We start from the raw sequence: 12,988 nt of genomic DNA, 5'->3' as shown, positions 1-12,988 counted from the left end.
GGCCGCGGCCGGCTCAAGGACAGCGAGTACCGCCCGCAGCTGCAGGAGAAGCAGAAGGCGCGTTACACCTACGGCGTCCTCGAGCGCCAGTTCCGCCGTTACTACGAGATGGCGGCCCGCACCAAGGGCAAGACCGGTGAGGTGCTGCTGCAGATCCTCGAGTCGCGGCTGGACAACGTCGTGTACCGGGCGGGGCTCGCCCGCACCCGTCGCCAGGCCCGTCAGCTCGTGGCGCACGGCCACTTCCTTGTCAACGGCAAGAAGGTGACCATCCCGAGCTACCAGGTCGAGAAGTTCGACATCATCGACGTGCGGCCGAAGTCGCTGCAGATGCTGCCGTTCGTCGCGGCCAAGGAAGCCTTCGGCGACCGTCCGGTCCCGGCCTGGCTGCAGGTCGTTCCGTCCACGCTGCGGGTGCTGGTGCACCAGCTTCCGGAGCGCGCGCAGATCGACACCCCGGTCCAGGAACAGCTGATCGTCGAGTTCTACTCGAAGTAGTCAGGTGCCCGCGGGAAGGAACGCGGACACCTCGCCGGTGCCTGGTCCGCCAGGCACCGGCGCGCTTTCCGATTCGGCGTCAAATAGCGGTCGCCGATGCAGGTAAAGGAAGAAAACAATGCTGATTTCGCAGCGTCCGACACTGTCCGACGAGGCGATTAGCGAAACGAGGTCGCGGTTCACTCTCGAGCCGCTCGAGCCGGGCTTCGGCTACACCCTCGGCAATTCGCTTCGCCGCACCCTGCTCTCCTCGATTCCCGGTGCCGCCGTGACGAGCATCCGCATCGACGGAGTGCTGCACGAGTTCACCACCGTTCCCGGGGTCAAGGAAGACGTCACCGACATCATCCTGAACCTCAAGGAGCTCGTCGTCTCCAGCGAGGAGGACGAGCCGGTCACCATGTACCTGCGCAAGCAGGGCCCCGGTGACGTGACCGCGGGGGACATCGTGCCGCCCGCCGGTGTCACGGTGCACAACCCCGATCTGCACATCGCCTCGCTCAACGGCAAGGGCAAGCTGGAGATCGAACTCGTCGTCGAGCGTGGCCGCGGGTACGTCCCGGCCGCGCAGAACAAGCAGGCGGGCGCGGAGATCGGTCGCATTCCGGTCGACTCGATCTACTCCCCGGTGCTCAAGGTGACCTACAAGGTCGAGGCCACCCGTGTCGAGCAGCGCACCGACTTCGACAAGCTGATCCTCGACATCGAGACCAAGCCCTCGATCACCCCGCGCGACGCGGTCGCCTCGGCGGGCAAGACGCTGGTCGAACTGTTCGGGCTCGCCCGCGAGCTCAACATCGACGCGGAGGGCATCGAGATCGGGCCGTCCCCGGCGGAGGCCGACACCATCGCGGCGTTCGGTATGCCGATCGAGGACCTCGACCTGACCGTGCGGTCCTACAACTGCCTCAAGCGCGAAGGCATCCACACCGTCGGCGAACTGGTCTCGCGCAGTGAGGCCGACCTGCTCGACATTCGCAACTTCGGCGCGAAGTCCATCGACGAAGTGAAGCTGAAGCTGGTCAGCCTCGGGCTGGCGCTCAAGGACTCGCCTCCCGGCTTCGACCCCTCCGCCGCGGCCGCCGACTACGGCTCCGACGAGGCCTGGGGCGAGGGCAACTTCGACTCCGGCCTCGACTCCGGGCTCAGCGGCGAGTTCGGCCAGGCGAGCCCCGGCGACCCGTTCAGCAACCCGAACGCGACCTTCGGCGCCGGCGGGCTGTCCAGCGTCGGCGGGCTCGACGGCTCGGACGACGACGGCGAGGACTACGCCGAGACCGAACAGCTCTAGCGAGCATCTTCAACGAGGAGTAAGGCAATGCCCACCCCAACCAAGGGTCCCCGTCTCGGCGGTTCCCCCGCACACCAGCGGCTGATCCTCGCCAACCTGGCTCAGTCGCTGTTCGAGCACGGCAGGATCACCACCACCCAGGCGAAGGCCAAGCGGCTGCGTCCGTACGCCGAGCGGCTGATCACCAAGGCCAAGCGCGGCGACCTGCACAACCGCCGCGAGGTGCTCAAGGTCATCCGCAACAAGGACGTGCTGCACAAGCTGTTCGCCGAGATCGGCCCGCACTTCGAGGGCCGGGACGGCGGGTACACCCGCATCATCAAGACGATGCCGCGCAAGGGCGACAACGCCCCCATGGCGGTCATCGAGCTCGTCCAGGAGCAGACCGTGACCCGCGAGGCCGAGAAGGCCCGTGGCACCAAGTTCGCCAAGGACGAGGCGCCTGCCGCGGCGGCGACCGAAGAGGCCCCGGCCACTGAGGACGCCGCTCAGAACGCCGCTGCCGAAGAGGCTCCCGCCGAGGAGGCCAAGGCCGAGGAGACCACCGAGGCCGAAGCCCCCGCCGAGGCGGAGGAGAACGACAAGAAGGACGAGTCCTGAGCGACCCGATCCACTCGCAGGAACCCGCCCGCCACTCGGCAGGCGGGTTTCTGCGTTCCGACGACCGCGTGAGCATCGACCGAGGCACGAGGGAGGAGCGGAGCGCCGCCCGAGGAACGCCATCGGCCCTGCGTTCCGACGACCGCGCGAGCATCCGGCTGCGGCTGGATATCGCCTACGACGGCACCGACTTCCACGGCTGGGCCCGCCAGCCCGGACAGCGCACCGTGTGCGGCGAGCTGGAGACGGCCATCGCCACCCTGCTGCGCGCACCGGCCCGGCTGACCGTGGCGGGCCGCACCGACGCACGGGTGCACGCCACCGGCCAGGTCGCGCACGTGGACCTGCCCGCGGACTGGCCGCTGGCGAACGACCCGGAGAAGCTGCTGCGCAGGCTCGCCCGGCTGCTGCCGCCCGATGTACGGGTCACCGCGCTGCGCGCGGTTCCCGAGGCCTTCAACGCCCGGTTCTCCGCGCTGCGCAGGCACTACGAGTACCGGATCAGCACCGCCGCCTGGGGGGTTCCGCCCGCACGGGTACGGGACACCGTGCACCACCGCCGCCCGCTCGATCTCGAAGCCATGCGCGCGGCGAGCGCGAACCTGACCGGGCTGCACGACTTCGCCGCCTACTGCCGCCCGCGCGAGGGCGCGACCACCGTTCGCGAACTGCAGCGGTTCACCTGGACCCGGCTGGACGAGCACATCCTCGTGGCCCAGCTCTGCGCGGATGCCTTCTGCTGGTCCATGGTGCGCGGGCTGATCGGCGCACTGCTCGCGGTCGGCGACGGGCGCCGCGATCCCGGCTGGCCCGCCGAACTGCTCGCCGAGCGGGGCCGCTCCCAGGCCATCACCGTGGCCCCCGCGCACGGGCTCTGCCTGACCGGGGTGGACTACCCGCCCGATGCGGAGCTCGCCTCCCGCAACGCCCGCACCATGGCGGTGCGCGACTCAGTCACGTAACGTGTCGAGCTCCAGCGTGACCGGGAAAGGCTCCTCGGTACGGAAGGTGCCCGTGACGGACTGCCCGTTCCGGTAACCGAGTTCGCCGCGGAGCCGGTGCTCGGTGAGTGTCACCCGCTCGTCCAGCTCGACGATCCAGTAGTGCGGAATGCCCGCGTCGGCATATTCCGATCGCTTCATCTGATGGTCGAGCCGCACCGAACTCGGTGAAACGATCTCTACGGCGATGAGCACCTGCTCGGCGCGCAGCATCTCGCCACTGGCTACCGCGGACCTCTCGACCACCACCAGGTCCGGGCGCCGCACCGTCCCTGGCCGATCCTTCGCAGCGAGCTCCAGATCGACATCCACATCCAGGACGATGGCCCGGTCTCGCGACAGTTGCGGCCTCAGCTGCGAGCCGAGCTCGAAACCAACGAAATTATGCATCGATGATGCCGACGGCGACATCACGATGGCCCCCTCTTGCAGCTCCCGGCGACCGTGCTCCTCCTCCCCGAGCGCCGCATACTCCGCAGCAGTCAGCGGGTGCTCCGGCCAGAAAGCCTCGGGGGGCTGTGGCTCAGCAGTCACGGCTAGCACCTCCTACGTCACCACCGATTCTCCCACACGGAATCGTCGGTACACCGGGCTATCGTGCAGGGCATGGAACTCAGCTCAGCCATTCCCACCGCGGGTGACCTGTTCAAACAGGCAGTGCGCGGCATCGACGACGACCAGCTCGGCGCCCAGACTCCGTGCAGCGAGTACGACGTGCGCGCCCTGTTCAACCACGTCCTCTACTGGGCCCCGGTGCTCGAGGCGGGCGCCACCAAGACCGATCCGCCGACGGACCGGCCCGGAGAGCGGGAGACCGATCTGGTCGGCGAGGACTGGCGCGGGCAGCTGGCCGGAACCGTGGACACGCTCGTCGCGGCCTGGTCGGCGCCACAGGCATGGGAGGGCATGGGCAAATTCGGTGCGGCAGAGCTCCCGGCCAGCATGCTCGGCACCATGCTGTTCACCGATCTCACCGTGCACAGCTGGGATCTGACCCGGGTGAGCGGCGCCGATTGCGCGGTTCCGGAGGATCTGGGCACCCTGCTGCTCTCGGTCGCCGAGCAGCTGGCCCCTCAGGGCCGCAAGGGCGGCGCGTTCGGCGAGGAGGTCCCGGTGCCGCAGGACGCGCCGCCGTTCGAGCGGGCGCTCGGCCTGTTCGGCAGGAACCCCGCCTGGAGCCGCTGAGCCGCTACCCCGTCTGCGCGGTAATGAGCTGGTCTCCTCGCACGCTCCGCTCCTCAGCCCTGGCGGGCCTCGATGCTCACGTACTCGTCGCCTGCGCGAGGAACGGGCAGCCGACCAGCTTGCGCAGTTCCACGGCCAGTTCCTCCGGGGTGGAGACCGAACGGGAGAACGGCAACCGGATGTCGTGGTCGGCGTCGGCTGCCTCGACCCGCAGGCGCAGACCGAAGCGGTCCAGGCCGAGCGGGCGCACCTGGCCGCCACGCAGCTCGGCGGGCACGTGCCTGGCGAGCTGGCCGACCACGTCCCGGTGCGAGACCTCCAGGTGGCGCAGCCACTCGGTCTCGTAGTCGTGGAACGGGTCCGGAACGGCCTCGTGGAACTCGAGCGGCTGCAGCGAGCTCGTGCCGTCGGCGTCCGCGAGCACCAGCGAGGCCGGGTCGACCCGCAGCACGCTCATCCCGTGCCCCACATCGAGCAGCCGAGGGTCGGCGACCTCCTCGGCGACGAGCAGCGCACGCTCGCGTCCCTGTTCCCCTTCCAGGGCGGTGAGCATCCCGGTGATCCAGAGCAGCCCGCGCACCGGCTCACGCAGCCGCACCGGGGCTGGATCGGTGAGCTCGGCCATCACGGTCACCGCGCCCCGTGGCGACTGCCAGACCGCGGCCACGAGCGGATGGGCTTCCGGGAGCAGCACGGTCATCGTCGCGTCGGCGTGCACATGGTGCAGGTGTGTCGCGATGCGCACGGCCGAGCGGCTCGGGTCCGTCTCGGCGTGCGCGGCGTGTGCGCACGGCACGAGTACGGCTTCTGGGGAACGCGCGGCGATGGTCCTGGCGCGCTCAGCCGGGTCCGGCAGCGAGATCATCCCGCTCACCTCCTAACTTAGGTAACCCTAACTCAGTTCGCCGTGACTGTGAATACCAAGCGCGGTTTCAATGGGTGAACAGCCCATCTCGTCGGTCCCGGATCGGTGGCCATTACTGTTGGCATCCGTGTCCAGTGCCGCACCAGAGCCGAACGCCCAGCAACAGCCGAACCACGTCCCGCCGCTGTTGGCCACGCTTGTCGACGACGCGACACTGTTTCCGCCCACCAAGGCGACGGTGGCCGATGCGATCCGGGGTTATCTCGAGGTCCGCGACTCCGCGCACGCCCGCCTGTACGGGGCTTTCCTGTGCCCGGCGTCCAAGCTGCCCGAGCTGATCACCGAGCTGAACCGGGCGAAGCCCAAGCAGCCGCTCGACCTCTCCCTGGTCATCGACACTGGGCTCGGCGGGCTGCCCAAGGCGATCTCCATCATCGAGTCGCGCACCGAGCTGCTCAATCTCGTCATGGTGGAAATGCCCGCTCCCTCCGATGTCGACGAGATGTGGCTCGAACGGGTCGCCGAGTTCGTGCCCGAGGAAGTGGAGAAGGTCGTCGAGGTCCGCCGCGGCGGGCCGTGGCTAACCGGGGTCGAACTGGTCGCCGCGCACAACTGCCAGCCCAAGCTGCGCTGCGGCGGTCAGCGCGAGCAGAACTTCCCCTCCACCGCGGAGGTGGCGGACTTCCTGGCGATCGTGAGCCACAGCCCGAGCCCCTTCCGGGCCACCGCGGGCCTGCACAACGCGGTGCGCACGGTCGAGGAGGAGACCGGGTTCACCTACCACGGCGTGCTCAACCTGCTGGTGGCCACCGCGCGCTCGCTCTCCGGCCACGATGTCCGCTCCGCGCTCGAGGAACAGGAGGGCACGGCGCTGGCCGAGGAGCTCGCCAGCCTGTCCCCCACGGCGGCACAGGCGGTGCGCGGGGTCTTCGCCTCGTACAGCACGCACACGCTCACCAACCCGACCCACGACCTCGCCAAACTCGGGCTTTTGTAACGACTATTTGACACGATCGGCGGAACATAAGCTATTCTCGTGTTCTCTATCCCAGTGAGCCGAATCCCTGGCCGTTGAATCACTGGGTCGTGCATCACAGATAGCCGGGTCACCGGGACCTTGGTCCCGGAATATTCGGGACCCTGGAACCTTTTGCCGAGATCCACACCGGCGCATCCTTTTGGTGTGGACAAATTGGAGATCGCTCGCTGGCAATTCGGGACCACGACGGTCTACCACTTCCTCATGGTCCCGCTGACAATCGGACTCTCGATCCTCGTCGCAGGCATGCAGACGGCCTGGCTCCGAACCGGCAAGGAGAAGTGCCTTGCCATGACCAAGTTCTGGGGCAAGCTGCTCATGATCAACTTCGCGATGGGCGTGGTCACCGGAATCGTGCAGGAATTCCAGTTCGGACTCAACTGGAGTTCCTATTCGAAATTCGTCGGCGATATTTTCGGCGCCCCGCTCGCAATGGAAGGAATCGTCGCATTCTTCATCGAATCGACATTCCTGGGTCTCTGGATATTCGGCTGGGACAAGCTCGCCCCGAAAATCCACCTCGCCTGCGCCTGGGCGTTCTCCCTTGCCACTATCGGATCCGCGTACTTCATCATCGCGGCGAACTCCTGGATGCAGCACCCGGTCGGCGCGAAATTCGTCAACGGAAAGCCGCAGCTGACCTCGATCTGGGCGGTGCTGGGCAACAACACCGCGGTGTGGGCCTTCCTGCACGCGATCGCGGGCGCCTTCGCGGTGGCCGGATCGTTCCTGGTCGGCATCGCCATCTGGCAGCTGGCCAGGAAAAAGCGCAGCGAACGGGCCGATGATCCCGCGCGCGAACAGGACCGGCCGACCTGGCGGGCCTCGATCAAACTCGGCGGGATCCTCTCGCTCGTCGCCTTCGCCGCGCTGCTGCTCACCGGCGACTCGCAGGGCAAGCTGATGTTCCAGCAGCAACCGATGAAGATGGCCGCCGCCGAAGCGCTGTGCACGACCGAAGCGCCCGCCTCGTTCTCGATCATCGCGATCGGCGACGTCGCCCGCTCGGACTGTGAGAGCGTCAAGAGCTTCACCGTGCCCGCGCTGCTGTCCTTCCTGGCGCACAACGATTTCAGCACCGAGGTCAAGGGGGTCGGTGATCTGGTCGGGCAGTACGAGGCGAAATACGGCACCCATTACCCGAACGACCCGGCACTCGGTCAGTACGCGGGCAAACCGATCGATTACGTGCCCAATCTTCCGGTCACCTACTGGGGTTTCCGGCTGATGATCGGCCTCGGCGGGCTCGGGGTACTCGTCTCGCTCGCCGCGCTCTGGCTGACCAGAAAGGGCCGCTATCCGCGCGGATTCATCGGGAAGTGGCTCCCCCCGGTCGCCCTGCTCGCGATCGCGACGCCGTTCCTGGCGAACTCCTTCGGCTGGATCTTCACCGAGATGGGCCGCCAGCCCTTCGTGGTGGCACCGAATCCGACCGGGGTGGACGGGATGTTCATGTACACCGCGCAGGCGGTCTCTCCTGGGGTGACCGCGGGCGAGATGTTGTTCTCGCTGATCGCGCTCGCCTCGGTGTACCTGGTGCTCGGCGTCGTCGAGGTCTTCCTGATCACGCGGTATGTGCGCGCCGGAATCCCCGGAGTGCTGCCGCCCAAGGAGGACGAGGACTCCGATTCCGACGAACTCGCCTTCGCGTACTGAGGAGCATCCATGGGACTACACATCTTCTGGTTCTGCCTCATCGCCCTGACCTGGACCGGGTACCTGTTCCTCGAGGGGTTCGACTTCGGCGTCGGCATGCTGGTGCGCGGGCTCGCCCGCGGGGACACCGAGCGGCGGGTGCTGGTCAACACGATCGGCCCGGTCTGGGACGGGAACGAGGTCTGGCTGATCGTCTCGGCAGGCGCGATGTTCGCCGCCTTCCCCGCCTGGTACGCGGATCTGTTCGCGGCGTTCTACGTGCCGCTGATCCTGGTGCTGCTCGCCCTGATCGGGCGCGGGGTTGCCTTCGACTACCGGGGCAAGGTGGAGAATCCGCGCTGGCGGGCGGCGTGGGACGCGGTGATCACGGTCGGCTCGGTCATTCCGCCGCTCGGTATCGGCGCGATGCTCGGCACCAATGTCGGCGGGATCCCGCTCGACGCACAGGGCAACCGGGTCGGTTCCGCGCTGGATGTGTTCTCACTGCACAGTCTGCTCGGCGCGCTCGGGGTGCTCGGTTTCTCGCTCGCGCACGGGCTCGCCTACACCGCGCTGAAGACCGAGGGGGAACTGCGCGATCGGGCCCGGCGACTGTTGCGGCGCTATGGAATCGTGCTGCTGCTCCCGCTGCTGGCCCTGCTCGCACTGCAGCTCGGCACGATCGTGGCCGGGATCGGGTTCGTACTCGCGGTGCTCGGCGCGCTGACCGCGTGGTGGCGCGCCGGTGCCGGACGGGACGGTCAGGCCTTCGCCGCGCTCGGCGTGGTCATCGCGGCCGCGGGGGTGACGCTGTTCGGTTCTCTCTTCCCGAACGTGCTCGTGTCCACTGTGGAAGGTGTGCCCCCGCTGAGCGTGGCCAAGGCGGCCTCGAGTCCGTACACCCTCGAGGTGATGACCTGGATCGCCGCGTTCGCCACCCCGGCGGTGCTGATCTACCAGGCCTGGTCCTACTGGGTGTTCCGCAAAAGGATCGGCGTGCGGCACATTCCCGCCGCGCACGCACCGAAGGCCGCGGCATGAGAAAGGGCCCGCTCGGCGCGCTGCCCGCGCTCTCCCCCGCGACCAGGACCGCGTTACTCGGCTACGGCCTGGTGCTCGCCGCGCAGGCGCTCGCGGTGATCGGGTTCGCCTGGGGACTGTCCAGCACGCTCGGCTCGCTCGTCGCGGGCAGGCCGGATTACGGTCCACTGTGGATAGTCGCGCTGAGCGTGCTCGGCAGGGGCCTGCTCGGCTGGGCGGGTCAGGTGATCGCCACCCGGGCGGCCGCGCGGGCGAAGCGGGAACTGCGCGCCGGTGCGGTGTCCGCGGTGCTGCGCGGTGGCCCGGAATTCATCGCCGGGCACGGCAGCGCGGAGCTGAGCTACCGGTGCACGACCGCGCTCGAGGCCATTGACGAATACTTCACCACGTTTCTGCCCGCCCTGGTCGCTTCCGTGGTGCTCGCCCCGGGGATCGGGATCGCGATCCTGGCATTCGATCCGGCATCCGCGCTCATCATCGCCCTCACGATCCCGCTGCTTCCGGTGTTCGCGATCCTCATCGGCTGGTACACCGAGAAGCGGGTACGCACGGCAGGCGAGGACAGCGAACGGCTCGCCGCGCACCTCGGCGAGCTCATCCGCGCGCTCGGGGTACTCACCGCCTTCGGCAGGGCGAAGGCGCAAACCCGCGCCGTGCAACGGGTTTCCGAACGCCAGCACCGGTCCACGATGCGCACACTGCGGGTCGCGTTCTGTTCCTCGCTCGCCCTGGAAGTCGTGAGCTCCATCTCGGTCGCACTCGTCGCGGTGGGAATAGGGCTACGGTTGGTCGGCGGGGAAGTTGATCTCGGCACCGGCCTGTTCGTGCTGATCCTCGCCCCCGAGTGCTACCTGGCCCTGCGCAAGGTCGGGCTCGCGTTCCATGCGAGCGCGGACGGACTCTCGGCGGTCGACAAGATCGCCGAGCTACAAGACGTTGGTGTCGCGGCGGCTCCGGACGGGGTGCTCCCCGGACCGCTGCGGCATCAACTTCGGGTGCGTGGTCTGCGCGTCCAGCGGCGCGCCGGCTACGCTCCCGATGGCATCGACCTCACCCTGGTTCCCGGCACCGTCACGAAGCTGGAAACCCCGAGTGGGAGCGGTAAATCCAGCACCATGGCCGTGCTGCTCGGGTTCGCGCACGCTGCCGGCGGCACGGTGACCGTGGACGGCACCGAACTCCGCGAACCCGGCGCGTGGCGCCGAAATATCGCCTGGATCCCGCAGCGTCCGGAATTCCTCGGGCCCACCGTGGCCGATGAACTCCGCCGTGCCACAGCCGATCAGGAGGGGCAGCCGAACGCCGAACGGGTGCTCGCGGTCTGCGAACTCGTGCACGCCCACCAACTGCTCGATGCCGATGTGGACACCCTCTCGGCCGGTCAGCGCGCCCGGGTGGCGATCGCGGCCGCGCTGCTGCGGGTGGAAGCCGGGGCCACCGTGCTGCTCGCCGATGAACCCGTGGCGCACCTGGACGCGGTCACCGCGAACGCTGCCCTGTCCGCGATCGAACATTCCCGCGCCGCCGTGCTGCTCGCCGCGCACCGCACCGTGGCACCGCCCGAGCCCGCCCCCGCCGGGACCGTGCGCCAGCCGGCCATGCTCGAGCGAACCCCGGTCAACGCGCCGAATGCCTTGCGGCTGCTCGGAATCCGCTCGATTCCGGGGATCGCGCTCGGGGTGCTCGCCGCCGCGTGCGGGGTCGCGCTCACCGCGACCTCGGCCTGGCTGATCGCCCGCGCCGCGGGGCAGCCGCCGATCCTGACGCTGACCGTGGCCATCGTCGGGGTGCGCACTTTCGGCCTCGGCAAAGGGGTCCTGCGTTACACCGAGCGGCTCGCCACGCACCATGCCGCCTTCCGCACCGCGACCCTGCTGCGCACCCGATTGTGGTCCGCACTGGCCAGGATCGGTCCCGCGGCGGTGCGCGGCCGCGAGCACGCCCAGCGCATGGTCACCGATATCGAAACCGTGCGGGACGGGATCCCCCGGGTACTGCAGCCGCCGATCGTCGCCGCGGTCGTGGGCGCCGCGGCGGTGGCCACCCAGGCGGCGATCCTGCCCGCGGCCGGTCTCGCCCTTGCCATCGCCCTGCTCGCGGCCTGCGTGCTCGGGCCGGTGCTCGGTTCGGTGTTCGAACGGCGCGCCACCGAAGCACTGGCCGCGGACAAGCGCACCCTCGCGGTCCGGGTCGGCGAACTGTTCGGGCACGCCGCCCCGCTGCTGGCTACCGGATCGGATCGGTTGTGGCGCAAGGACATCCACGAAACCGATGAACGGTTGCTTCGGCGGGCACGGCAGCAGGCATTCGGTGCGGGCATCGCCTCCGCGGTCGCGACCATCGCGCTCGGCGCCGCGGCCACGGTCAGCGTCCTGCTCGGTGCGGGGACCGATCCGGTACTCGTCGCGGTGCTCGCGCTGCTTCCCTTGGCGTGCAACGAAATCATCGAACCGCTCGCCGGTGCGCTCACCCGCGCCCGGCCACTGCGCGCCAGCGCGGCCCGGATCGCGGAAACCCTGGAGACCCCGGAACCCGATCGCAGCGGCATCCGGTACGGCGAGGACATCGAACTGGTCGACGCCGACCTCGGCTGGCCGGGCGCGGAACCGGTCCTGCGCGGGGTGAATCTGCGCATCCCGCAGGGCAGCACCGTCGCGATCCTCGGGCCGTCCGGGGCGGGCAAGTCCACGCTGCTCGCCGCACTGCTCGGATTCATCGCCCCGCGCAACGGAACCGCGATCCTTCCGGAAACGGTCGCCGTCGCCCCGCAGGATCCACAGCTGGTCTCGACCACCCTCGCGGAGAACCTGCGCCTCGGCGACCCGCACGCCGGGCCCGGGGAGCTGCGCGCCGCACTGGGAACCGCCCAGCTTCCCGGGTTCGCCGGGAAACTCGAGGAGCGGATCGGCCCGGACACCGTCTCCGGCGGCGAAGCGAGCCGGATCAGCCTCGCGCGCGCCCTGCTCGCCGCACCACGCGCCGATGCGGTGCTGCTGGACGAGCCGACCGCGCACCTGGACCGGCCGACCGCGCGGAAACTGCTCGCCGAGCTGGACATCGCGCTGCTCGGGCGCACCGTCATCCACGTGACGCACCATCCGGACGAGGTGCACTCCGCCGATCTGGTGCTGGAAGTACGAAACGGCACCGTGCACAGTGTTTTCAGCGGCGAGGCCGCTGACCACTCACGCAGCCTGCACCGCGGCTGAGGTTCCGCTACCGGACCCACCATGCAAACCAACCAGACGGGATACTTTCGGTATGGAGCCTCGCCTGGCCGCTCGTACGCTGGCCGCCTCGACCGAGATCGCGAACGCCGCGCTGTCGGCCGAGGATCCCGGCGAGATGCTTCCGGTGATCGTGGAACACGCGATCGACCTGGTGCGCGCCGACCTCGGACTGCTGATGACCAGCGCCGAGGATGGGACGCTGACCGTGGAGGCCGCAGCGGGCGAGCTGGCTCCCGGCGCGACCGACCCGATCGGGATCGTGCTCTCCCCCCGTTCCTCCGCGGCGCGCGCGGCCCGCGGCGGGGTGCCGATCGTGGTCGAGAACTTCACCACCGATCCGCGCACCGCCCCCTTCGTTCCCGCGGAACTGCGCCGCTACGGCCCGTTCGCGGCCGCCCCGTTCGGCAATGCGGTACGCAGGCTCGGCGCGCTCACCGTCTACCGGCGTGCCGGGGCGAACCCGTTCGAGCCCGCCATGGTCGATGTGCTCACCGCGTTCGCCGCGCAGGCGGGCACGGTGCTGGTGCTCGCCGAGGGCGCGATGGCCCGGGAACGTCTTGCCGTGTACCAGGAACGCGATCGACTCGCGCGGGAACTGCACGA

At 69.1% G+C, this 12,988-nt stretch carries 12 protein-coding genes; 10 read left to right on the top strand and 2 right to left on the bottom strand.

Going from position 1 to position 12,988, the window contains the following annotated elements:
• From rpsD to truA, 4 genes are all read left to right on the top strand, one after another.
• On the top strand, positions 1–498 hold a 498-nt coding region (gene rpsD / locus AD72_RS33210; RefSeq protein ID WP_031470612.1), incomplete at its 5' end, for a 30S ribosomal protein S4.
• Between the two features lie 118 nt (positions 499–616).
• Entirely contained in the window at positions 617–1,789 is a 1,173-nt protein-coding gene (locus AD72_RS33205) for a DNA-directed RNA polymerase subunit alpha (RefSeq protein ID WP_031470611.1), read from the top strand.
• 27 nt (positions 1,790–1,816) lie between these two features.
• The gene (gene rplQ, locus AD72_RS33200; RefSeq protein ID WP_031470610.1) at positions 1,817–2,389 is read left to right on the top strand and encodes a 50S ribosomal protein L17; all 573 of its coding nucleotides are present in this window, start codon (positions 1,817–1,819) and stop codon (positions 2,387–2,389) included.
• Positions 2,390–2,547: 158 nt separating this feature from the next.
• Positions 2,548–3,351, top strand: a complete 804-nt coding sequence (gene truA / locus AD72_RS33195) for a tRNA pseudouridine(38-40) synthase TruA (protein ID WP_197285157.1) — start codon at positions 2,548–2,550, stop codon at positions 3,349–3,351.
• Here the strand turns inward: truA and AD72_RS33190 are convergent.
• Positions 3,340–3,924 (bottom strand): Uma2 family endonuclease, encoded by a 585-nt coding sequence (locus tag AD72_RS33190; protein WP_031470608.1) that lies wholly within the window; start codon positions 3,922–3,924, stop codon positions 3,340–3,342. The genes truA and AD72_RS33190 overlap by 12 nt on opposite strands.
• A 72-nt stretch (positions 3,925–3,996) precedes the next feature.
• Here AD72_RS33190 and AD72_RS33185 point away from each other — a divergent pair, with 72 nt between their 5' ends.
• A complete protein-coding gene (locus tag AD72_RS33185; protein ID WP_051899291.1) occupies positions 3,997–4,575 on the top strand; it encodes a TIGR03086 family metal-binding protein in 579 nt (192 codons plus the stop codon).
• Positions 4,576–4,651: 76 nt separating this feature from the next.
• Here AD72_RS33185 and AD72_RS33180 read toward each other — a convergent pair whose 3' ends face one another.
• Positions 4,652–5,440 carry a DUF2470 domain-containing protein gene (locus AD72_RS33180; RefSeq protein WP_031470606.1) on the bottom strand — a complete coding sequence of 263 codons (789 nt, stop codon included), beginning with the start codon at positions 5,438–5,440 and terminating at the stop codon, positions 4,652–4,654.
• A 127-nt stretch (positions 5,441–5,567) separates the two neighbouring features.
• Here AD72_RS33180 and AD72_RS33175 point away from each other — a divergent pair, with 127 nt between their 5' ends.
• The 5 genes from AD72_RS33175 to AD72_RS33155 all read left to right on the top strand — a co-directional run.
• The gene (locus AD72_RS33175; protein WP_082469302.1) at positions 5,568–6,437 is read left to right on the top strand and encodes a hypothetical protein; all 870 of its coding nucleotides are present in this window, start codon (positions 5,568–5,570) and stop codon (positions 6,435–6,437) included.
• 186 nt (positions 6,438–6,623) lie between these two features.
• Positions 6,624–8,135 carry a cytochrome ubiquinol oxidase subunit I gene (locus AD72_RS33170; RefSeq protein WP_031470604.1) on the top strand — a complete coding sequence of 504 codons (1,512 nt, stop codon included), beginning with the start codon at positions 6,624–6,626 and terminating at the stop codon, positions 8,133–8,135.
• A gap of 9 nt (positions 8,136–8,144) precedes the next feature.
• The gene (cydB, locus tag AD72_RS33165; RefSeq protein ID WP_031470603.1) at positions 8,145–9,155 is read left to right on the top strand and encodes a cytochrome d ubiquinol oxidase subunit II; all 1,011 of its coding nucleotides are present in this window, start codon (positions 8,145–8,147) and stop codon (positions 9,153–9,155) included.
• Positions 9,152–12,364, top strand: coding sequence for a thiol reductant ABC exporter subunit CydC (cydC, locus tag AD72_RS33160; protein WP_031470602.1), 3,213 nt, complete (start codon positions 9,152–9,154; stop codon positions 12,362–12,364). Before cydB ends, cydC begins: the two co-directional genes overlap by 4 nt.
• Before the next feature lie 52 nt (positions 12,365–12,416).
• Positions 12,417–12,988 (top strand): GAF domain-containing protein (locus AD72_RS33155; protein WP_031470601.1); only part of this gene is annotated, 572 nt, incomplete at its 3' end.

It is taken from the genome of Sciscionella sediminilitoris (assembly GCF_000737195.2).
Lineage (GTDB): Bacteria > Actinomycetota > Actinomycetes > Mycobacteriales > Pseudonocardiaceae > Sciscionella > Sciscionella sediminilitoris.
This window is presented reverse-complemented; position numbering and strand designations above follow the sequence as displayed.